The organism is Schaalia cardiffensis F0333 (genome assembly GCF_005886435.1).
GTDB lineage: Bacteria > Actinomycetota > Actinomycetes > Actinomycetales > Actinomycetaceae > Pauljensenia > Pauljensenia cardiffensis.
Genome location: NZ_CP040505.1, coordinates 234,799 through 256,167 on the forward strand (window position 1 = coordinate 234,799; position 21,369 = coordinate 256,167).

General features: G+C 59.4%; 16 protein-coding genes. 7 read left to right on the forward strand and 9 right to left on the reverse strand.

Annotated features, from left to right (window positions below):
• The 4 genes from FFA61_RS00915 to FFA61_RS00930 are packed head-to-tail and all read right to left on the reverse strand — an operon-like array spanning position 1 to position 5,460.
• On the reverse strand, positions 1 to 519 hold the full coding sequence (locus tag FFA61_RS00915) for a hypothetical protein (protein WP_005962372.1): 519 nt from the start codon (positions 517 to 519) through the stop codon (positions 1 to 3).
• Positions 516 to 2,018, reverse strand: coding sequence for an RAMP superfamily CRISPR-associated protein (locus tag FFA61_RS00920; RefSeq protein ID WP_051057803.1), 1,503 nt, complete (start codon positions 2,016 to 2,018; stop codon positions 516 to 518). The genes FFA61_RS00915 and FFA61_RS00920 overlap by 4 nt, the downstream gene beginning before the upstream one ends.
• A 2-nt stretch (positions 2,019 to 2,020) precedes the next feature.
• A complete protein-coding gene (locus tag FFA61_RS00925) occupies positions 2,021 to 3,811 on the reverse strand; it encodes an RAMP superfamily CRISPR-associated protein (RefSeq protein ID WP_005962370.1) in 1,791 nt (596 codons plus the stop codon).
• Positions 3,808 to 5,460 carry a Cas10/Cmr2 second palm domain-containing protein gene (locus FFA61_RS00930; protein WP_005962369.1) on the reverse strand — a complete coding sequence of 551 codons (1,653 nt, stop codon included), beginning with the start codon at positions 5,458 to 5,460 and terminating at the stop codon, positions 3,808 to 3,810. Before FFA61_RS00930 ends, FFA61_RS00925 begins: the two co-directional genes overlap by 4 nt.
• A gap of 160 nt (positions 5,461 to 5,620) precedes the next feature.
• On the opposite strand from FFA61_RS00930, the gene FFA61_RS00935 reads away from it, so the two are divergent.
• The 3 genes from FFA61_RS00935 to FFA61_RS00945 are packed head-to-tail and all read left to right on the forward strand — an operon-like array spanning position 5,621 to position 10,002.
• Positions 5,621 to 7,864, forward strand: a complete 2,244-nt coding sequence (locus FFA61_RS00935) for a hypothetical protein (RefSeq protein WP_005962368.1) — start codon at positions 5,621 to 5,623, stop codon at positions 7,862 to 7,864.
• On the forward strand, positions 7,857 to 8,309 hold the full coding sequence (locus FFA61_RS00940; protein WP_005962367.1) for a hypothetical protein: 453 nt from the start codon (positions 7,857 to 7,859) through the stop codon (positions 8,307 to 8,309). The genes FFA61_RS00935 and FFA61_RS00940 overlap by 8 nt, the downstream gene beginning before the upstream one ends.
• Positions 8,310 to 8,364: 55 nt before the next feature.
• Positions 8,365 to 10,002 (forward strand): hypothetical protein, encoded by a 1,638-nt coding sequence (locus FFA61_RS00945; RefSeq protein ID WP_040313553.1) that lies wholly within the window; start codon positions 8,365 to 8,367, stop codon positions 10,000 to 10,002.
• A 19-nt stretch (positions 10,003 to 10,021) separates the two neighbouring features.
• Here the strand turns inward: FFA61_RS00945 and cas6 are convergent, their stop codons facing one another.
• Positions 10,022 to 10,846: a CRISPR system precrRNA processing endoribonuclease RAMP protein Cas6 gene (gene cas6, locus FFA61_RS00950; protein ID WP_040313552.1), complete on the reverse strand. Its 825-nt coding sequence runs from the start codon at positions 10,844 to 10,846 to the stop codon at positions 10,022 to 10,024.
• A gap of 230 nt (positions 10,847 to 11,076) precedes the next feature.
• Here cas6 and FFA61_RS00955 point away from each other — a divergent pair, with 230 nt between their 5' ends.
• From FFA61_RS00955 to FFA61_RS00970, 4 genes are all read left to right on the forward strand, one after another.
• On the forward strand, positions 11,077 to 12,258 hold the full coding sequence (locus FFA61_RS00955) for a hypothetical protein (protein ID WP_005962363.1): 1,182 nt from the start codon (positions 11,077 to 11,079) through the stop codon (positions 12,256 to 12,258).
• Between the two features lie 252 nt (positions 12,259 to 12,510).
• A complete protein-coding gene (gene nrdI, locus FFA61_RS00960) occupies positions 12,511 to 13,014 on the forward strand; it encodes a class Ib ribonucleoside-diphosphate reductase assembly flavoprotein NrdI (protein WP_005962362.1) in 504 nt (167 codons plus the stop codon).
• 102 nt (positions 13,015 to 13,116) lie between these two features.
• Entirely contained in the window at positions 13,117 to 14,142 is a 1,026-nt protein-coding gene (nrdF, locus tag FFA61_RS00965) for a class 1b ribonucleoside-diphosphate reductase subunit beta (protein WP_005962361.1), read from the forward strand.
• Positions 14,143 to 14,288: 146 nt separating this feature from the next.
• Positions 14,289 to 14,996 carry a metal-dependent transcriptional regulator gene (locus FFA61_RS00970; protein ID WP_040313551.1) on the forward strand — a complete coding sequence of 236 codons (708 nt, stop codon included), beginning with the start codon at positions 14,289 to 14,291 and terminating at the stop codon, positions 14,994 to 14,996.
• A 321-nt stretch (positions 14,997 to 15,317) separates the two neighbouring features.
• Here FFA61_RS00970 and FFA61_RS00975 read toward each other — a convergent pair whose 3' ends face one another.
• The 4 genes from FFA61_RS00975 to FFA61_RS00990 form a co-directional block, all read right to left on the reverse strand.
• Positions 15,318 to 17,156: a phosphoenolpyruvate carboxykinase (GTP) gene (locus tag FFA61_RS00975; RefSeq protein WP_005962359.1), complete on the reverse strand. Its 1,839-nt coding sequence runs from the start codon at positions 17,154 to 17,156 to the stop codon at positions 15,318 to 15,320.
• Between the two features lie 498 nt (positions 17,157 to 17,654).
• Positions 17,655 to 18,407, reverse strand: a complete 753-nt coding sequence (locus FFA61_RS00980) for a glycerophosphodiester phosphodiesterase family protein (RefSeq protein ID WP_005962358.1) — start codon at positions 18,405 to 18,407, stop codon at positions 17,655 to 17,657.
• 35 nt (positions 18,408 to 18,442) lie between these two features.
• The gene (locus tag FFA61_RS00985; protein ID WP_005962357.1) at positions 18,443 to 19,705 is read right to left on the reverse strand and encodes a DUF4032 domain-containing protein; all 1,263 of its coding nucleotides are present in this window, start codon (positions 19,703 to 19,705) and stop codon (positions 18,443 to 18,445) included.
• A gap of 440 nt (positions 19,706 to 20,145) precedes the next feature.
• Positions 20,146 to 21,273 (reverse strand): ABC transporter ATP-binding protein, encoded by a 1,128-nt coding sequence (locus tag FFA61_RS00990; protein ID WP_005962356.1) that lies wholly within the window; start codon positions 21,271 to 21,273, stop codon positions 20,146 to 20,148.
• Between the last annotated feature and the right edge of the window lie 96 nt (positions 21,274 to 21,369).

Below are 21,369 nucleotides of genomic sequence, written 5' to 3' on the forward strand. Positions count from 1 at the left end.
TCAGGCCCACTTCCCGGTCATCAACTCATCGACGAACACGACATTCGAATACAATTGCTCCTCGCAGAAGACCTCAACCGTCGGCATCGTCGCACTTACGGGAACGCCGCCCGGCGAGTGCTGAACGTATTCACCTGCACGGCACCAACACACCTCGCCCTTGGACGGATCTGAGAAGACTCGCAGATCCACGACGTGACTGCCGTTCAACCAACGCAGCTCACGAGCCCACAATCCGTGTCCATGAGCTTCAAGAGCGAAGGAGGGGACCCATAGGCGCAACTCGTACATGGTGGCAAGATCAATGGACTGTCCTCCGCATGCGCGCAGACCACTCTTATCCGCGACGACGCTGAGAGCGCCGACAGTCGTTGAAGCAATCCCGTACCATCTCGTATCCGGGCCAGATTCAATGCGCTCAAGCACCAGACGCGCGTCGCCATTAAGGGGCTCGCACTGCCAGGACGCTCGCGTCAGCCTCTTTTGCGACAGCGTCGAACTATTCGAATACGTACTCATTGTCCGTTCCCCTCGTGAAGGTAAAGAGACCAGCCGCCTGAGGGCAACAGCTCGTTGATGCCCCGCAGTCGGGTGAGGATCTCTTCGGCAGTTCCACGCGGATCTCCCATGCTGCTAATCCGCCATGGCTGCCCGATGAGTTCTTCAGGACCGTCGACATTCAGAGTCTTCACCCGCACTTCACCCAGACCGCGGGTTCCTCGACTGCCGATAGGAAGAGCACCCGAAGCAAGCTCCGCAAGGGCCAATCCGAGGAGGCATAGAGCCGCGCGCGAATAGTCCGGCTCCTGGTCAGGAGAGTCGAGTCGCGCCAACAAGTCAGTGTCGATCTCCAGGCGGATCTCATTCCATCCGTCACCAGGGATCTCCTCCGTGTAGAGCAAACCGTCAACGACCCCTCCGCTGAAACGGTCACCGGCATTGTGAGTCTGACGCTTTGACGAACGCCCCTGTGAGAGAGTATCGAGCACACTCAAAGCGCCCTTGACTCCGGTATCTCCGAAGAGAATACGAACGAGGACGGGGTCGCGGCGCAACTGTTCGTGTACCTCGAGATCAGCCCAGTCGTCAATCTGGAGTTCATCTCCATCGGCGATGATAGTGCGAGCGATCCTCGAGCAGCGGGCTCGCAAGGCTCCCCGAATGGAGCTGCCCGGAATGACGAAGGGAGAATCTGCATCGTTCATATGAAGGGGCCGGGTGATCTCGGGTGCATCGGGATCACCTTCATCACGTAAGGCTCCATTAGCGATGAGGATTCCAGAAGGGGAAGTCCAAGCGATATCGATAGAGATTCGATCCGATGCCGGTGGGCGGGGCACGAAGTCGAGCTCAATATCGTCTCCTCCCCTGTGGAGGGCGATAAGACCTTTCCTGCTCCCCAAGTCAGCACATCGGCACGATACTTGGGTGTCATCCTTGAGCTTCACGCGCCCCCAGCCGACTGAGCGTCTGCCGCCAAAAGCAAGACGGTCCGTGTCGAGAAGGGCGCTGAGATACGCGAAGAAATCCTCGACGAGTCGGGGGGATACTCCCCCTTCTATGTCGGGACGAGACGACGCTTGGGCGGAGATGCTCAGGAGAAGAGGGACTCCTGCAGGGGCCACTTCATGCTGGAAAAGGGCGCCGTGTCCCGCAGTTCCCCAGTAGCGGTCAACGGCAATTCCATCACGCAGCAGCAGGTTTTCGCCGGTGCACACATCGGATAACGCAATGGGGTGGATCGTCAGCGGAGAAGCCGCGTCGAGAGACCCCCATAACGGTTTGAAGCGCTCCTCTTCTGATGGGAAGCAGCGCGTCATCGCCGACCGCAGGGCACCTTTGACTGAGCGTCCCGACAATGAGGGAATGCCATCGACAGTGCGGGAGAAAGAACGGGGAACTGCGGTGCGTTCCTGATCGAAATCGGGGGTGCGATCTACCTCTTCATCGAGCCCGGAAGAGTGAAGAGGTGATGTGGTCACGAGTGTCGCGGAGAACCAATAACGCATGAGGCTCATCGTCAAGACTCCTTCCGGTTGAGGAATGCCTCTCGAGTGCACGTCGATAATGCGATGCTCGAAAGGGAAAGGAAGGGATGGGCGACGAGGACTCGCCCATAACCTTGGGCGCGCAACTCGCCGAGCCCATCGCGTGCCATCCTTCGTAGTGCCGTGAGTACAGCTGAGGGGTCGGCTTCTTCAGCAGGGGTGATCCGTAGTACTGAGCCTGCCTGCATGGCAATACGGGTCGAGCGGATGGCGGCATCGGAGGCGCGAGAATCGATCCTCCTATACCGCAGCGCCATGGCCTGTGCGCCGTCCTCAGTGTGAACCATGACCTGTGCTCCGACAGCGGCAAGAGCATCGAGGAAATCCTGAATCCCACGTGTCGGTCCCAGTGAGGAGGAACGAAGCACAAGGTCCGATGCAAGCCACAGTGTTGTCGTCCCATCTTCGTCCCATGACGCAGACGGAGTCACAAGAGGGGATAGTGGGCCGAGAGAACAATGGGCACTGCCGAAAGTACCGGATAGGCGGCGTGCGCCGAGCAACGCGTCGACGCTGAGAAGCTCTTCGAGATCGGGGAGACGCTCCCGAAGCCTATTCGATACAACGAGCTCTGCCCGTAGGCGAAGGCCGGGGGAAAGCGCATGAACGAGGTAGAGCTGGCCGCTCTGAGCGGTGCCCGTCATGGGATCGTGGGCGCTTGACTGTCGCGCGGTCATCGGCGTGGAAGCGATTCTCCACGCCTCACCCATCCCGTAGAGGAAGCCGCGTCGAATCGGTACCTGTGATTCAAGCCCGCTTTCGCCGCGCAGATGATTCCACGTGGAAAAGTGATCTAAGCCTGAAGAATCCTTCGACCGTGACAAGCTGAAGGGAACGGGCAGACCGGGGACTTCGTCAATCACCGCGATGGCGTCGGAGATGCGCAGATCGCCGGAGGTCACCGCATTGGAAACGATGTCGTCGTCCGGATGAGCTGCTCGCATCTGCCGATGGGCCCAGGCAAGCAGCGTCGTGCCGCGAAGGAAATCGAGGGAACGGACCTCGTTGGAGAAAGGCGTCTCGTAGGAGATGACAGGAGAGAGCAGATCAATATCGAGGGGCGCCGTGAAAAAGCCCGTTTCATCGGTCTGAGGAGAATCGGTGATCTTCGCTGCCGGAATGGCATCAATCGTGGGAATCGTCGGAGTGCGAGATGCTGACTCGAGAGCGTTCCACGGCCAGCCCTGTGGGTGTCCGACTGTTTTCAGACGCATTCGACAAGAGCCGTCGCCGACGCTCTTATCGGAACCAACCGCCTCAACAATGCCGCAGGCCACAGCGAGCAACAGCTCCACGTCAGCGAGCTGAGCATCAGTCCACGCCACGCGCGCCCCACCGGTCGTGAGCCTGCAACAGACCACCTCCGCGCGCAGGTGGGCCGCGCCCGCTCGCTCGAAGAAACGCAGGTGATCGTCTTTCGCAGTCTGAGTCTGCGAATCGATGCTGACAGAGACAAGCTCACTCGTTTCCACAGGATCAGTGGCGACGGCGTCGGTGAAAGTGATGAGGCGCGCTGCCTCAGCAGAGCCGAAGATTCTTGCGCATAGGTTCGACCACGGTCCGCACGGCTCCCCATCATCGAGGGCGATCGCAGCAACCTGAGCTTTCTCGCGCAGAATCCCGGTGAGTACCGTGCCGCGCAGTACTGGTTGGCCCTGCCGGTCGCGTTCAATGACGGAGTCTATGCCGCCAACGACACCAGCCCCTGTCGCGATGCCCCAATTGGAGTCCATATCAATATCGATGAAGAAAGAACGGGTCATGACAACTCCTCCGGAGCGGAAGCAACGAGGTAGGTTCGAGGGAGGATCTCAGCCAAATCGATAAGGTCGAGCATGAGACGCTCCGACCCGATTGCGTCAACAAGCACCTTGAGGTCGCGTTGTGATCGGGCGTCATCCCATTCGCTTCTCGCCTTGGCCAAGTGAGAACGCTGCTCTCGACCTGACAGGTGTACTGCGTCGGAGAGGATCTTACGGATTCGTGCTGCACGACTCTTCGGGAATCTCATCGGTATCGAAGCTCCCGGCGCACTGAGGATTCCGGCGAACCACGCAGCGCGAAGTCTCATCGCATCCCACGACTCATTCATGGTTGGCGGTGGGAGCGGAATGCTGAGTTCCTTCCTGGCGAGGATCCTGTAAGGGCGGGAAGTCATCGCGGGCACACTCTGCGCCGTCTCAGCTTCGTTAGTGAAGGGGGTATAGGAGGCGAGGAGTTCTTCCGGGTCAAGAACCGTTGAGTCGTAGAGGATGTGATACGACAGGGTCGAACATGATTCGTCCATGCGTTTGCCTGCGGTCTTTGCCGTTGATGCGAGCCGTTCAGCGAGGTCGTAGGCGAGGTGGAAGGGGAAGTTGTGGCGCACGACGGCCACGCCGGCACCTGCGGTCATTTTTCCATCATCCGATAGGGAACTGATGAACGGATCAGCACCAGTGCGTTCTTCGAATGCTTCGAGGAAGGCCACAGCGAAGGGAATCGCAAAGGCGCCGTCGGTGATGACAGTTGCATCGTCACCACCGAGGATCACGGGGACGACGGGGACGACATCTATTCCTTCTTGTATCGCCAGGTCTGCCACGGCTGCCCATGCGTCGCAGAACGCGTCTTTCATTACGTTGTCGAGACGCTTGTTGAGTTTTAGCAGGCTGAGCCTGAGCGCATCCGCGTCACTGGCATCACATTTGATTTGTTCCTGGAAGATAGAGACAGGAATCGAACTCAAGCGATCCGCAAGGCCGCGGACCATTGCTCCCACGCCGTTGCCGTCAAGATGGATAACCGCGACCTTTGATAAGGAGTCGAGTGCCTTCTCAAGGGCGTCGGGGTCGGGGAGAAGCTCCTCCGATCGTTCGGAGAGGTATGGATGGGTGGATGCGAGGCCAAGGAGGTATTCTCGTGCCTTCGATGCTTGAGCTCGAGCGACAGTCCCCGGGAGAGAATAGACCTCTCCCGAGGGGAAGCCTACTCGTGAGGGAACAGCAGGCAAGAGGGTATCGCGTCCCGGCTCGAGGAAAGGCGTTGAGCAGAATCTGGCCGACGTCGGCGGGCGCATCAGTGCATGACGGGCAGAAGCGGCATGGACGTTTTCAAGATCCTCCTTCGTCACATGCACTGAGATCATCGGAGTGAAAACGCCCGTGACGTCAACGCCGGGAGCAGTCTCGAGGATCTTCCTCGTCACAGCGTTCACGAGAGAATGTGCATCTTTTTCCGAGTCGACGGCGACGATCACTTTCCCTGAAGAAACAGAGACGTCGAGAATGGGGATTCTCTCGTGCTGTGACGTGCTGCGCACCCAGGGTTCGAGCAGGGTGAGCAGATAGGAAGCACCAATGTTCTCCTTAAGCCTGGGGGAGGCGAAAACATAACGTTGATTACCGTGGGTCTCGAACATAACGAGGTACATGGGCACTCCGACAGCTCAAACTACTGCAAGTGTGTGAAGTATTGCACACCTCTGATTCTTTGTGGATCATAGTCCCAGCTGATCGTGTGGAGCACGCGGTGTTTCAGTGCTCTCGTTCATCCGATGCAGCCCGTGCTGCACCCGAACGAAAGGAACTGGGATGGCACTGCTCATTCACATCGCAGGAGACAGTGATCTGGGAATCGCGCGCGGAGGTCTTCACCCGTATGAACGACGCCGAATCCAAAAGGGGCGTTTGAATGAGCTGGAAGAGCTGAGCGACCCGGAGCAGATCGCCCGGCGCTTGCTTGAGATGAACTACGACGTCGCTGTCGAAGAAAAGCGTCGCGGTGTTGACGTGAATCCGGACCAGGAACAGAGCACGCCTATGGAGAAGGCGTTCCAAGGGCTCAAGGAACTCAAAAAAACAGGGCCTTTGCAGGTTCTCATCGTCGGCACGGCAGACGGCGAGGGAGGAACAGAACGCATTGCACGGGTGCTCGCGCGGCAGCTGAAGGAGCTGAGATCCCGCTGTTCGATTGAACTGGGTGAGGTAACGCCTCTTGTGCTTCGGAGTCTGGCTGAAAAGGACTGGCTCGTGGAGATGGAACAGGCAATGCAAGATAGTGCTGCTGAGGGGGAAGTGATTCTTCCGATTGCCGGAGGTTCCACTGCGATCGTGCTAGGCGTGGCCGGTGCCGCTATCGCATCGGGCCGTGACCTCTCGATGCTTCTGGCGAAACTTCAACCGGAACAGCTTCATCCCCGGAAGAGTCAACAGGCACAGCTTTATCCCCTGAAGATCAGTGCGGACCCGATTCGAGGCTGGTTGCTCGGTTTGGGCCTACCGACCCTGCTGGGGGACGAGTATCAAGACGATGGGCAGGTGAGGCAGGCTGCTGCCAGTGTGGAAAGGGCATTCGCTGAAAAGGTTACTGTGGACCAGCGGGCGGATGCGCTTGGGCAACTCCTTCTCATGGATGTGGCCCGCGGAGATCTGGCAGCAGGCATGTCGATTCGAGCGTGGCATGACGCTGAGATGAAGCGACCTAACGACCAGGGGGGCTCCAAATGCCTAATGTCCGCTGCGCTAGAAGAAGCGGGGAAAAGTGCAACGCACGACTTCGCTGCACTCATGGATGGCGAAGCGGCTGAGAAGACCCGACTAAGAGTACTCGCGGCTGTCGGTGTACACGCAGTCCCCGACTTCCTCTCCTGGCCCAATGAGCATGTGTGCCTCATTTGCTCAGTTGGGACGAATCGTCAACAGGACGACCGCGGTGACTTCGCGAGCAACCTCATGAAGACGGTGCCTCCGGAAGAGATTCGCCTGGCTTGCAGTGTTGCTGGCGAGTTCCGGCTTCATACCGTTCTTCTGGCATCTCAGGACTCTGCCGACCATGCTCATAACCTCAAAGAAAAACTCGAATCCCCCTCCGCAGCCAACTCTCGTGAATCGTCTTGGGCACAGCCAAGTGCAGAAGTGATCAATTATGGGACTTCAGCAGGAGGTCGGGAGACAGTGGAAGAACTCACGACACTCATCAACAATGTCTCGGGGGAAGTCAGGAAGAGCCTCGATGACCGTTGTCCCCGTCCGCGCGCCATACTCGTCGCCACCCTCGGCGAGAAAGAGACCATCCTTCCCGCCCTGTCCGCCGCCCAGAACTATGGTGCACAATGGGGGATCCCCGTGTTCCTCGTATCAACGGTGAAGAGGAATGAGGAAGAGTTCCAGTTCCATCAGTTCGGTCTGCACCAGGATGCTCGAGAGGCTCTGCTCCGAGCGGCACGGTACTGCATGGAGCGCCTCGATCTGCTGTCCACTTATCGACTGCTGACTCTCGGTGACCAGAAGATGCGCGAGCATGCCGAAGCTGCGAAATCACTGGCGAAAGCTCTTGAAGAGGCCGTCAATGCGAAGCAGATCGACGAGCACGCGGCAAGAATCGCGGATGCCTACCGCGTCATTGCTGGATTCTGCCAGTCTTCGAGTGATGAGCTCCTTCGGGCGAGGCTTGCCACCATCGCGGGAGAACTCATCTTCAGGGGGCGCAGCCAAGACGAACCGGTCATTCTGCGTCGTAAAAAGGGTGATAAATCTGCTGTGAAAACCCTAAAATCGGCAACCCGGGAGCAGCTTCTTCAAATCATCTATAAGGTGCGGACCGAGACGGCCCTCAATCACGGAAAGTTCACCGTTGATCAAGCCCTCGAGGACGTGTTGGGGAAGAGGATCAGCTCCACCTCTCTCCCAACGACTACGACATACTCCGATCTTCTCCAGGCAGCCGTAGACAAGATCCAGGAAGCAATAGAGGGGAAACCCGAAAGCGCGAGCTCAAACTGGAAGCAACGATTCGATGAACTTCACGGGTGGATTGAGGGGGAGCTCAATGCATGACGACACTCCGAAGACACACAGGCATGCGAGCGCGGCTGAACAGCCGCAACATGCGCGCCTCGTCAATCTCACGCCCCATCAGGTGCTCCTCGAAACTTCGAACAACGACGGCGAACTCAAACGCCTCATCCTGCCTCCCGCCGAGGAGGTACCTCGACTCGTTATCGCTTCAGGACAGGAGGCCCCCGTCCTCGTTCGCACTGAAGGCGAAGACACAGAGGAGATTGCGATCCCCGTAGTGAAGGGAACACGGGCGAGTAGAATCGAACCCCCGCTGCCGACCCCTCAACCCGGGGTCCTCTATGTCACCAGCCGTGCTCTTGCAGAGTACCTCCCCGAACGCAGCGATCTTGTGTGGCCCGAAGACCAGATCCGCGACGTGAACGGAAACGTTATCGGGGCGCGAAAACTCGGGCGGGTCGGCAACAAAGCCTCGGCATCATGAAGAGACGACATGCGAGTGCAACAGGGTCACCCGTACGGGTATGAAGGAGACCATCATGAGCGGTGATGCTGCAGTCGCCCAAGGCCCGGGTTTCATCAAGATCAAGGACAGCTCGCGCATGCGTATGGCCCTCATACTGGAAATGAAAAGCACTCTATCCTGGAAGGATAGTTTTCCACTCCACCTTGAGGGGGAGGAGAAATCACCCCAAGATGCAACTGCGGCGACGTGGAAGAGCGGGGGAGTCAACTTCCGAACAGCTACCGCCTTCTCCTATCCGGGGAAAGACAAATCAGAATTGCACCCACATGTTGTTGACGGTATTCTCAGCCCCGACGTTCGACGCTCCTTCAGGCTGAACACACTACGGCAGCACCTCAACAAGGACGGAATCTGCGTTTTGACCATCGGAGCGCTCGAAGTCCTACAGCTCAAAGAAGAGCCCGGTGACCTTCGAGTTCTTCTCGTGGTTCACACGGAGGTGAGCTGCGAGGACTACTCAACTGTTCGCGATGCGCTCCACACTCGTCGAATGTTCCACCTCTTGCGCAACACCCTCCTGAAAGTCCTGGAAGAAGAGGCAGGCTGTGCAGAGGGAACACTGTCATTCCCGGGCCGAGTGAAGACAGACGAGTCGGCTCCCCCGATCACCACGATCACCTGGGTTCCGCAAGAGAGAATCGCCGCATGGCACACGGTGTCCACCGTTCAGGAAGCACGCGAACTGGGGCTAGAAGTGTCCCCGGAGATCATTGATGCGCTGAAAGCGGAGAATGACTTCGCAATGGGGGCGAATCAAGGACACGCCTGCGCTCCGAGCATCAGCACTGCATTGATCATCGCTGGATGGCAATGGGGGCTCATGCCGGCAAGTGGTGGAATCGAACTCGGTGATGCGCGTTTTGCAGATTCGATGAGGAGACTCCACTCGCTGTCCCAATCATGGGCGGTCTACACCACTGAACATGGAATCGCCTATGTGGAGAAACAACGCACTGACTATTCCGTTGAAGCCGTTCGGCGAATGCTGACGAGGAACCTCAACATTCATCTGCTCATCACCCTCAACCAAATGCGAACCCTCGACCTGTCTCGGCGCCTCGCAGCACTCGCACGCGATTTGAGGAGCACAACGAACGAATTGGGCGAAGACGGCGCATCGACAAAGGAAACGCAGCTGGACGGGCTCATTGATCGAGCGCTCGCCCTCGACGCTGAAGCGACCGCATTCCTCGCCTCCGAATGGTGGACGGATGTCACCTCCCATTCCCAAGCGGACCAGATCCTCGTGTGGATGCAAGAAGCAACAGGCCTCGACCGCTCAGTCAACCAAGTCGTGCAACAAGCGCGGGCGATTCGCGAGAGCATCCAGACGCTGATCGAACGCAGAGAACACCTCATTGCTCTCGAACGACGAAAGGCGGAACTCGAACGGCAAAAGATGGAACAAGAACAGCACTACACCTCGCAGATGATGGAATGGGCGATCGGTATCCTCACCTTTATTGGCATGCCGCTGACGATCCTGCTGGAAGTCTGGATCAACTGGGACCCCACCATCAGCCTCACCGCCAGGTCTGGTCCTCCCTGGTTCGTCTGGCTTGTCCTCGTAATCCTCGGGGCAATAGGAATCGGAATGGTCTTTGCGCTAGCGTTCGGCATCCGACTATGGCGCCTCCCAAGGCGCCACTGACTCGGGAGCGGGAAGTGATTCAATCAGGTTGAACGCCCGGATCCACCGCAATAGAGTCAATGACTCCCATGCCGAAATTCGCGTGAGAACCGACATTCGTGAACCTCGACAATGCCATCAACTGTGAGAACACGCGCGTTAGAGGCGAAGCTGCCGGACCACTGACTCGCATGCGGCCCTCACAGGCGATGATCGTGCGCGAGGCTAATCGTCCTCGACGATCCGACCTGGGCATCCCCAAAGAAACTGGGACTTGCCGGGTTTCATCGTAGGTGGTGAGGACACGAGCCATCGCCTCGCGATCAACTCTGCCCGGAGCGCTCGCCCGATGCGTATGCCACCAGCGCTCCTGCAGACTCGTCGCCAGGGAAGCCGGGCTGACTCCCCAAACATGCTGCCCCCTCGAACTGAACACAGTCGGGGTCACCAGGTGTATCTCCCAGGTCGTGTCCTCAGTGCACTCGGCGAGCTCCTCCCAAGACTGGTGCTCGATCACTTGACCATCGACTGCGGCGAGCAGGACCGTGTCCTCCCCGCCGCTTCCGATGCGCAGCACACCACCCCACGCCAGCCAGGCATCCAGAGTGTCGACCAGACGATCATCCAAGAAACGGATCTCCATACCGAAAAGCCCATCCGCATAGCTCAACTCGCCCAGACAATAGGGCTTCGGGCCCGCGGACTCGTGGGGAGGGCGGTGGGCGAAGACAGGAAGAGACGCAGCCCTGGCTGCAGACAATCCCTCCGGCAGGTCGAAAACGGAAGACACTGCGGCGTGCAAGCGACGAGGATTTGCGGGCACCGGAGCCGGAGACTCGAAACGCACGAACACAGTACTGGGCATCAGCGCTCATCTTTCCGAGCAGCCAATCCCCATGTCTGCTCGAGGCTCATCATATGTCGGGTCCCGCAGAGTTCGAAGCGGGCGCACAATGCGGCTGCTCGAGGGAGCCACTGCAGCTCCCCGGAAGGAAGATTCACCAAAAGCGGACGCAAACCTTAAATCGGCATAGGGACAAAAGGCGTCAAACGTGGTGAGATTAGAAGTACCTCAACGAAGAAGGGTGAATCGGAATGGAACAGGACTGGACTCGAATCGAAGGCATGATCATCGGTCGGGACATCGACCCCGCCCTCGTCGCGACAGCACTGCGCGAGCAGGCCGTCCTCGCTCAACTTGAGTGGTTCCCCTCCTCGCCGCAGCTTCTCGGCGTGAATGTTGCGCTCGCCGACGGGCACGTCGCACTTGTGAAAGACAAGAAGGTCGCGCCCGGTCCGACGAGTGAAGAACTCGCTGAAACCCTCGCCGCCCTTTTCGAATGCGAGGTGCGCATCGGCTCGGCGACCGCCGATCACCTCCCCGAGGGCGAATCCCCTCTTTCGGACAACTGGGATGAGGACGACCTTGATGTGGAGGAGCCTTCCTCCAGGATCGTTGAGATCGGGCGAACCCCCGCTTCCTCGGTCCCACTTCTCGCCGCACTGGAAGGCATCGACCTCGTCAGTGTCGAACTTGCCGAGGGGCGTCGCGCCCTGCTCGCCGAGCTCCCCCCGGAGAAGGCCGGGTGGAACTTCGGTGACCTTCCGCTGGTCACCCTTTCGCGCCAGGACGAGGAGTTCCAGGTTTTCCTCGTGACCGATGATCACCTCGAGCATGTCATCACGCACAACTGGGGCATGAAGACCCTCCTCATCGCCGGTGCCCACGAGTCCGCTGGAGAACTCGATCAGGAGATCCTCGACTTCGTCAGCGACCGCCCCGACCTGGAAGCGATCGCGAAGGCCATGCCCGGCGCTGACCTCGATGCCCTTATCGAATCCACCACGTCTTTTGGCGAGGACGCGGTCCGGCGAGTCGTCAAGGCCCTGGGTCTGCCCGCTGGGCTTGCTGATTTCCTCCTTGGGGCCCTTCCCGCTTCCGAGGTCGAGGGCGCGGAAGTCCACTTTGCGCGAGGCGTGTCCAATGCGATCGGGCGGAGTGTGGACATCATGTTGAGCGACCCGGAATCGCGTGCACAGCCCCTGTGGAGCACCTACCAGTCGGTCGCTGTGGAAAAGCCGGGGCTCGTTCGCGCTCTCGCCTCCGCTGAGGCGATCGTCGGAACAGCTCTGCTCACTCTTGCGGCTCGTGGTGAAGCGCCGCGCTCGCGCTGGCTCAAGTGCGGTGGCTTCATTGGTGCTCTGCTGCTCGTGGATTCGGTTGCGGAGGTCTCCCTGTCGAGCTATCTGCGTCGTCGCCACCAAGACAAGGAGTGAAAGAGCGAAAGGGTTCGAAACGCAAGGCGCTGTGAGGAGCGTGAGGCTTCGTCAGCTTCAGTGGAGGGGTCCCCTTATGGAGGGGATCCCTCCATTTTTCTACCCAAAAAGCCTTGGGATTCGGCGCGCCAAACTAAAAAGTTTGGCGTAGCGAAGTTGTTTGGGGTTTAATGATGCCTGCGCGAGCGATCTCAGCGCTCTGCGCGGCGACCCGGACTCACCGCTCGCCGATTGGGACGACGAAAGAACCTCATGACATCAACGAAGCGGGCTGAACTCCCGGTGCGCGAGCTCAGCTACGACGAATCCCCCGACCTCGTCTACTTCTCCTCCGTCTCGGAGAACACCAAACGCTTCGTTGACAAGCTTGATCGCCCCGCAGTGAGAATCCCCCTGCGTCCGCGCCTCGAGGGACGCCTGCGCGTCAACCGTCCATATGTCCTCATCGTCCCCTCCTACGGGGGAGGGGACAAAACTCAAGCAATTCCCAAACAAGTGGCGATCTTCCTCAACGATCCCCACAACCGTGCACTTCTGCGTGGCATCATCACAAGCGGCAACACCAATTTCGGGGAACACTACTGCATCGCAGGGCCAATCATCGCCGCCAAATGCCACGTCCCAGAGCTCTACCGTTTCGAACTGCTCGGTTCAGATCGCGATGTTGAACGCGTGAACATCGGCCTCCAACACTTCTGGGCGGAAATCGAAGCCGATGACACCTCGAACGCTCCGCCAATGAACCTCCGCAGATGAACACCCGCCAATGTACCTCCGCCAATGAACCTTCGTCGATGAATGCCCATCGATGAATGCCCCTGAACGAACGATCCCGAAAACGACGTAACGAAAGACATCATGACCACATCAACACCCCGCACTCCCATCACCGAGCGCTCCATCACGCCGCCCCGCTATCGACGCGACCCTGAGGCGCGCATCAGACCCATCAACTGGAATCGTGTCGATGACCCGAAAGACCACGAGGTGTGGAACCGGCTCACATCCAACTTCTGGCTCCCCGAGAAAGTGCCACTGTCCAATGATCTTCCCTCCTGGCATGCGATGACTCAGGAAGAACGCACCCTCACTATGCGCGTCTTCACCGGTCTGACAATGCTCGACACCGTTCAAGCGACGGTCGGTGAAATCAGCCAGATCCAAGATGCTCGAACCGAACACGAGGAAGCGGTCTACACGAACATCGCCTTCATGCAGGCCGTCCACGCACGCTCCTACTCCTCCATCTTCTCCACCCTGTGCTCCAGTGAAGAAATTGACGCCGCCTACGAGTGGGCCGTCGACAACGACCTGCTGCAAAGAAGAGCAAAAACCGTGCTGCGCCACTATTACGGAGACGACCCCCTCAAACGCAAAGTCTCCGCAACCCTCTTGTCCTCCCTGCTCCTCTACGCGGGCTTCTACCTCCCCCTCCACTTCTCCGTGCGGGCAAAACTCATGAACACCGCCGACATGATTCGCCTCATCCTGCGGGATAAAGCCGTTCACGGCTACTACTCGGGCTACAAGTACCAGCGCGGCCTCGAAATGCGTTCCGAAGAGAAACACAAACAGATGCGCGACTTCACCTACACCCTCCTCGAGGAACTTTACGAGCTCGAAATGCAGTATTCGGGTGCGCTCTACGAGCCGCTCGGACTGATGGACGATGTCGCCGTCTTCGTGCGCTACAACGCGAACAAAGCGCTCATGAACCTCGGATACCCCGCACGATTCGCTCCCGAGGAAACGGAAGTCAAGGCCGAGATCCTCGCCGCTTTAGCTCCCGGTGCCGACGAGAACCACGACTTCTTCTCCGGCTCGGGCTCCTCCTATGTCATCGGCACAGCCGAGGAAACGAGCGACGAAGACTGGGAGTTCTAGAACCCGGGACAGGTGGAGGCCTCCCAGGACTGTCTCATGCCCGCTGTCGGCGAGAAGGGCAGAGAGTCGACAGCATGGAGGCTGAAAGGCTGTGTGAACAGTGCTCGGACTCAGGATATACAAGGGGGCGTTGATACCCTGTGGGCATGGTCCCCTCTCACTTGTCGGCGAGCAGTCAGAACTACCTCAAGGCGGTGTGGACGCTGGGGGAGTGGTCGGATGAACCGGTCACAGCGTCAACCATCGCCGCCAAAGTAGGGGTGCGCCTATCGACGGCCTCGGATGCGATCCGTAAACTCTCAGACCAGGGTTTCCTCGCCCATGCTCCCTACGGCGCTGTCACCTTGACGGATAAAGGGCTTGCCGTTGCCATCGCAATGGTGCGTCGGCATCGCCTCATCGAAGCTTTCCTCGTTGAGACCCTGGGATATCGAGCAGATCAGGTGCACGAGGAAGCAGAGGTCCTTGAGCACGCCGTTTCTGACCTTCTCATTGAACGGATTGATGCCCACCTGGGCGAGCCCGAGCGGGACCCGCACGGCGACCCGATTCCACGCGCCGACGGTTCCCTGCCCGCCCTCGGTGCGCACTCCCTTGCCGAGTTCGCCCGCTCATCCTCGAAAGGCGAGGTGCTGCGCATTGAAAGAATCGCCGACGACGATCCTGAGCTCGTCCGTTTTCTCGCAGAGCAGGGGATCGTATATGGAGCCGAGGTGATCCTGTGTGAAGCATCGCCCTATTCGGAAGCTGTTGCCCTCAAGCTTCAAGGAACCGACGAGGAGTTGTCTTTCGGATTGCCAGCCGCCCGCTCCATCTGGGTTGGAACTATTGAGAGCCAGAAGGCCGAGAACTGACGCCGACTGCGGTACAGAAGCGAAACGCAGCGGACGTGCGATGCTGTAAGCGATTCAGACGAGCCTGCCACGAGTCGTGAAAAGGCAATTCTGCTGCGATGCGGATTGAGGAACAGAGTGTCACGGATCGCGCGAGCGGCAAGATGAACTCAGAGGCAAGGAAAGCAGGGGCAAGCGCTCGCAGTGTCAACTCCAAAACGAAAAACGGAAGCGCGATAGTGACACGGTGAAGCGGGTGGGCGGCCGTCCGTGCTGAGCCGCCCACCCGCTGGATCGGGATACCGTCACCCGCTGGATCGGGATACCGTGGAGACTGACCGGTCAGTTCCTCAGTTCGGTTTCAATTCGTTCATGAACTGCCTCGATCTCTTCGGGCAGATTCGTGAATTGAGCAAGATGCTCACGCCTGAAGCCCATTTCCTGCCTCCACCGTTCAACGTCGATCGTGAGCAGGCGAGCAAGGTCCTCATCCGAAATGGCAAGCCCCTCCCGATTGAGTTCATCAGCGTTCGGGACAACGCCAACGGGTGTTCTTCTTCCCTGGACGCGCCCCTCCTGATAGTCCATGAGCCACAGGAGCGCGCGAAGGTTATCGCGGTATCCGGGCCAAAGGAAGTGTCCGTCCTCAGGGTCGCGTTGGAACCAGTTGACATGCGCGAAGATCGGAGCGTGGGTGACATTGCCGAGGATCTTGAGCCAATGCGCGGCGTAGTCCCCTTCCGAATAGGACATGAAGGGGCGCATCGACATGGGGTCGTAACGCAGCTGTCCTTCAACGCCTTCAGCGGCAAAAGTTGCTTCTGCACCGAGAGTGAGGCCGTCATACACCCCTTCCGCCAGGTCTTTCATGGCGCGGATAAGGGGTTCTCGGTCGCGAGTGCGCCCGCCGAAGATGACGGCATCGATCGGAACGCCCATTGGGGAGGATGCGTCCGGGGCTACGGTCGTGACATTGTCGAGGGCGGTCGCGAAGCGGCTGTTCGGGTGTGCCCACGCCAGCCCCTTGTCCTCTTCACTGCGCTCGCTGATCGCCTTGCCCGTCCAATCGAGCCAGCCCTCGAGGTCGCTTGGAGGTTCGGGGGTTCGCCCCTCCCACCACACTTCCTGAGTCCGCTCGTTGTAGGCGACGTTTGTGAACAGGACGCCGCTGTTGTCCTGAATTGCCGACAAGGCCGCGGGATTCGTCGCCTCGTTCGTGTCCTTCGCGACCCCGAAAACGCCGTTCTCCGAGTTCATCCCGTAAAGGCGCCCGTCCTCGCCGACCCAAAGCCAGGTGATGTCGTCGCCGTAGAACTCCACGCGGTAGCGCTCACCGAGGGCGTCGGGCGGCAGGGTCATCGCGAGGTTCGTCTTACCGGAGGCCGAAGGGAATCCACCGCAGACATGATAAGTGCGGCCCGTCTGCTTATCGACGATGCCGAGGAGCATGAACTGCTCGGCGAGGAACTTCCCGGACTTCCATCCGTCGTAGGCGGACTGGCGCAGGCTATGAGCGATCTTGCCGAGGAGGGCGTTGCCCCCATATGAAGATCCGTAGTGGATGATGAGGCGCTCGTCGGCGATTGTTGCGAAGAGGCGCTGATCCTCATCTGTTCCCTGGCCGAGGGCGTCAAGGTCTCCTGTCACGTGGACCGAGCGGACGAAGAATGACGGATCGGCGAGATCGTCGAAGAGGTGCAGTCCGACGCGGGCCATGCGGATCATCTGCATGACAACGACGCGATTGTCGGTCAGTTGAACTCCGGCTGCGAAAGGAGCAAGCGGAGAGCCCGGAACGGCCATGAGATAAGGAATGACGTACATGGTCTTCCCCGCGAGGGCTCCCGCGACGCGCTCGCGTTGGGCGGCGAGCACTTCCTTAGAGGGACGCCAATTGTTGTAGACGCCCTTGTCCGCCGGGTCGGCGGTGGCGACGACGGTACGTCCTTCTGAACGGGCGGTGTCCTTGGGGTGGGAGCGGGTGTAATAGCGTCCGGGGCCCGCGGGGAAGATCTCCTCGGCATCGAGGGCTTCGGCGATGAGACGGGCGTCGTCCTCGGCGCTGATGATCTCGATGCTTTCGGGCGTGGTGAGCTGCGCCCATTCTTCGACGAATGAGCGGATGGCGGGGTTGGTGACCCCGCTTTCGTCGAGGTGGCGCTGAATCCTTGTGAGGTTCATGGTTCCTTCCTGGTTAGCGGCACGCTGCTCGTGCGTCTCACAAGAAAGCCTAACTACGGCATGACGTAGTTGCAATTACGAAGGGGCAAAGTTTCGTGAAGGGGTGGGAGGAATACATGCAGAAAGACGGTGCAGGACGCTGCAAGGAACAAAGGTCTTAGAGGAGACAAACAAGGCGCGGGGCAAAGACCTTAAGGGAGAGAATCACTGGGCTCGTTGTGCGGGGTGCATCGCTGAAAGGAAAGAGGAGCGCGCGGGAGGAAGATTTCAAAGAGAAAGAACGAGAGAAGAGAACGGGCTAATGAAGAAATGGACTCGAGCGATTCGAGTCGGGACTCTTCATCCCTCGATGCGGCAACAAAAGGCGAGCAGCTCAACGAGCGCTCCAGCGGGTCTGGGCTTCAAAGGATGTGGGCTCAGCCCAATTCCGCCGGGTTGCGTCCCAGTCGGCTTCAAGCCCCTAGTCTGCTTCAAGCCTCCGCCCAGTGGGCGTGGGCTTTAGAGGGCGAGCGCCTCAGCGGGGAAGAGCTGCGGGTAATCGGTGAAGACACCGGTCACGCCCCAGGAGGCGAGTTCTTTCGCCTGCTCAAGGTCGTTCACAGTCCACACATTGCAATCGAAACCGCAATCGCGGATCTTCCAGACCTCCTCCTTCGCCAGGCCCTTCGCATCGGGGTGGACCGCCGAGCAGCCGAGAGCCGACGCGCCCTCTTGCCAGCCCAGAGTTGACTGCTTCTCGGAGTCAAGGAGCCAGCCGAGCGAAATCTGCGGACGAGCCTCATGGAAGGCTGCGAGAAGCTCGTGATCGAAAGAGGACACGATGAAACGATCCTTATCGTGAACAGAATCAACCGCGACCGCCAGAGCCTCGATGAGACGCTCACGCAATTGTGTTCCGCCCCGGCAGGGTTTGATCTCCAAGTTCATTCCCATGTGTTGCTTGTTGCCAAAGGAGATGGCGTCCGCGGCCTCGGGAATCCTTTCGAAACGGTAGGTGTCGGAGAACCACGCACCGGCGTCAAGCCTGCGGATATCGGAGAAGGAGCGCGTGTAATATCCGCCCTTGCCGTTAGTTGTGCGATCCAGCCGATTGTCATGAATGACGATGAGGGTCCCATCTGCAATGATGTCGACGTCGAACTCGAACCAGCGGGCTCCGACCTCCATCGCCTTCGAGAAAGCGGCAATCGTGTTCTCCGGTGCGAGCGAGCTGGCACCGCGGTGCGCAAACACGCGGGGCAGTGCGGTCATTCCACATTCCTTCCAGACGACTGGAGAAAAGTCTCTCACCACAGATCGGGGTTTGCGACCGGGGTGGGATTCTCAGCATCCGATTCCGAAATGATGTAAAGAGCTTCATCGCGCTTCGCCGCAAGAACATTCTCCACGTACGAGGCGATCGCCTCATCCAGGGGAATGTCATGGCCTGCGCTCTCGGCAAGATACCAGCGGTGCTCCAAGAACTCGTGGTAGATCTGAGCCGGTTCGAGCTTGCCCGCGAACTCGGGCGGAACCGCGGCGATGACCGGCTCAAACGCGGTGTTGAGCCATTCATGGGCGCTGAGCTCCAGAGAAGAATTCGGCCTCCCCGAAGCCGTGTGGAACGCCTGGATGTCGTTGAGGAGACGTTGAGCCTGATTCTCTTCCACATCCATCCCCGTCAAACGCATGAGCTTACGGTGATGATGGCCCGCGTCAACGACCTTCGGTTGGATCTTCAAGGTGGAGGTCCCGGCGACAGTGGACATATTGAACTCGCCGACGTCAAAACCCAGCTCGTTCAAGCGCTCGATCTTCTGAGCGACCCTCCATTTCTGGCTGGCATCGATCATTTCAATGCCTGTGAGCTCATTCCACAGGGTCTTGTAACGTGAGCAAATCCGATCACCGATATGGATCGGATCGACCTCCTCGGGGAAGAACGCCCCGGCCTGAAGATCCATGAACTCACCGATAATGTTTGTGCGCGCAATGTCGACATCGTAGGCGCGCTGCCCGGAGGTCAGCTTCGGATGCAGCTCTCCGGTTTCCGCGTCAACGAGATAAGCACTGAAAGAATCGGCATCGCGGCGGAAGAGGGCGTTGGACAGGGAAACATCCCCCCAGTAGAAGCCCAGAAGGTGCAGACGCACCAGCAGGACTGCGAGCGCATCAATGAGTCTCGTCGCTGTATCAGGAGCCATATGCCGAGAGAAGAGCGCTCGATAGGGCAGGGAGAATTGCAAGTGCTCGGTGATGAGGACCGCGTTGAGCTCTTCACCATTATCGTCAGTGCGTCCCGTGATCACCGCAGTGGGCACCACCGAGGGCGCGTTCAAACGCGACAGGTCGCGAAGCATCACGTATTCGTGGCAGGCGACCGGTGCTCCGATCTCTTTGACTGCGACGACGCGCTCGTTGAGCTGGACGAAACGAACGACATGTCGTGAAATGCCTCTGGGGAGAGCGACGAGGAGCGAGTCCGGCCATTCTTCGAGGGGCAGGTTCCAGGGCAGATCAAGCAGAGCCGGATCGACATTCGTCGCCTGGATCTCAAAATCTGTGGGCATTGCGTCATTCCTTCATATCGAGTGCGCTCAGGCGCGCTTGTATCTTCTCCGGGCACGGCTTGCGACCTCGTGTGAAGCCTCGGTGTGTCGAGTGAATCCTCGTAGCGCGCACGGGGGAGGCATCGCCTTGGCTTGGGGTATCGACTCGACTTGGAGCGTCGCCTTGGCTTGGAGCGTCGCCTTGGCTGGGGGCATCGACTCGACTTGGGGGGTCGCCTTGGCTGGGGAAGTTGTCGGGCGAGCAGCGGAAAGAGAAACGGGTGAAGCTATTCACTGGCTAACGAGGCGAGAGCGAAACTGCCAGTGCCTCCCATCAGCTGAGGAAAGTGAGCGAGAAACTGGCCCGCTTCCCGCTTCCCGCTGTCTGACGAGGACGAGACCTGTGGAAAGACGGGACGGCCCCGCCCCCAGAACAGGGACGGGGCCGAAACCGCAGGGGGTCACTCCGGAAGACGCATACCGGTCGAGGCGGAGAAGTTATGCTGCTGACCGGCGATAATGCGGGTGTACACGACACCACCGCGAGCCGGAGCAGTGCGCGGAGGCACACGGACGATGAGCTGCTTCGAGGAGCCCTCTTCCGCCGAGCCGATGCCCTGTCCGTCCGTGCCGGCGAGGTGGCCGTAAACGAAGGCATCAGAGCCGAGCTCCTCAACGAAGTCGACCTGGATCGGAATGGAGTTCGCCTCGGTTTCGGAGACGAGCTCGAGGCCCTCGGGGCGGAATCCGATCGTGATCATGCCCTTGTCTTCGGCGGTCAGCGCGTTGACCGTGGCCGCGGAGAGCGGGATGCGGGCCGGGCCGAGGATCGCAGTGCTGCCTTCAACCTTGAACTTGCCGAGGTTCATCGCCGGAGAGCCGATGAAGCCCGCGACGAATTCGTTCGCCGGACGCTCATACATCTCCTGCGGAGAACCGACCTGCTGGAGCAGGCCGTCCTTGAGGACCGCGATGCGGTCGCCCATGGTGAGGGCCTCCGTCTGGTCGTGGGTGACGTAGACGGTGGTGACGCCGAGCTGGCGCTGCAGGGACGCGATCTGGGTGCGGGTCTGGACGCGCAGCTTCGCATCGAGGTTCGACAGCGGCTCATCCATGAGGAAGACCTGTGGCTTGCGGACGATGGCGCGACCCATCGCGACGCGCTGACGCTGACCGCCGGACAGGGCCTTCGGCTTGCGGTCGAGGTAGGGCTCGAGGTCGAGAATGCGAGCGGCCTCTTCGACGCGCTTGGCGATCTCTTCCTTCGGAGTGCCCGCGATCTTCAGAGCGAAACCCATGTTCTCACGCACGGTCATGTGCGGGTAGAGGGCGTAGTTTTGGAAGACCATCGCGATGTCGCGGTTCTTCGGGGGAACGTCGGTGACATCCTTATCGCCGATGAAGATGTGACCCTCATTGACGTCCTCAAGACCTGCGAGCATGCGCAGCGACGTGGACTTTCCGCAGCCGGAGGGGCCGACGAGGACGAGGAACTCGCCATCTTCGATTTTCAGGTCGAGCTGGTCGACCGAGGGCTTGTCATTGCCCGGGTAGATGCGAGTGGCCTTCTCAAAGGTGACCGTAGCCATGATCAGTATTCCTTCCCACCGGCAGGTACGTGCCGGACGATCCGAGTGGGTTGACTTTGTCCGCCGAAAAGATCGGGGGGCTTTTCATGTGAAAAA

Excerpts from the sequence above, each read along its gene's own strand:
- nrdI (WP_005962362.1), top strand. The coding sequence starts at position 12,511 with ATGACATCAACGAAGCGGGCTGAACTCCCGGTGCGCGAGCTCAGCTAC.
- FFA61_RS00955 (WP_005962363.1), top strand. The coding sequence starts at position 11,077 with ATGGAACAGGACTGGACTCGAATCGAAGGCATGATCATCGGTCGGGAC.
- FFA61_RS00970 (WP_040313551.1), top strand. The coding sequence starts at position 14,289 with ATGGTCCCCTCTCACTTGTCGGCGAGCAGTCAGAACTACCTCAAGGCG.
- FFA61_RS00985 (WP_005962357.1), bottom strand. The coding sequence starts at position 19,705 with ATGCCCACAGATTTTGAGATCCAGGCGACGAATGTCGATCCGGCTCTG.
- cas6 (WP_040313552.1), bottom strand. The coding sequence starts at position 10,846 with ATGCCCAGTACTGTGTTCGTGCGTTTCGAGTCTCCGGCTCCGGTGCCC.
- FFA61_RS00990 (WP_005962356.1), bottom strand. The coding sequence starts at position 21,273 with ATGGCTACGGTCACCTTTGAGAAGGCCACTCGCATCTACCCGGGCAAT.
- FFA61_RS00920 (WP_051057803.1), bottom strand. The coding sequence starts at position 2,018 with ATGAGCCTCATGCGTTATTGGTTCTCCGCGACACTCGTGACCACATCA.
- FFA61_RS00930 (WP_005962369.1), bottom strand. The coding sequence starts at position 5,460 with ATGTACCTCGTTATGTTCGAGACCCACGGTAATCAACGTTATGTTTTC.
- FFA61_RS00980 (WP_005962358.1), bottom strand. The coding sequence starts at position 18,407 with ATGACCGCACTGCCCCGCGTGTTTGCGCACCGCGGTGCCAGCTCGCTC.
- FFA61_RS00925 (WP_005962370.1), bottom strand. The coding sequence starts at position 3,811 with ATGACCCGTTCTTTCTTCATCGATATTGATATGGACTCCAATTGGGGC.
- FFA61_RS00915 (WP_005962372.1), bottom strand. The coding sequence starts at position 519 with ATGAGTACGTATTCGAATAGTTCGACGCTGTCGCAAAAGAGGCTGACG.
- FFA61_RS00975 (WP_005962359.1), bottom strand. The coding sequence starts at position 17,156 with ATGAACCTCACAAGGATTCAGCGCCACCTCGACGAAAGCGGGGTCACC.
- FFA61_RS00935 (WP_005962368.1), top strand. The coding sequence starts at position 5,621 with ATGGCACTGCTCATTCACATCGCAGGAGACAGTGATCTGGGAATCGCG.
- FFA61_RS00940 (WP_005962367.1), top strand. The coding sequence starts at position 7,857 with ATGCATGACGACACTCCGAAGACACACAGGCATGCGAGCGCGGCTGAA.
- nrdF (WP_005962361.1), top strand. The coding sequence starts at position 13,117 with ATGACCACATCAACACCCCGCACTCCCATCACCGAGCGCTCCATCACG.
- FFA61_RS00945 (WP_040313553.1), top strand. The coding sequence starts at position 8,365 with ATGAGCGGTGATGCTGCAGTCGCCCAAGGCCCGGGTTTCATCAAGATC.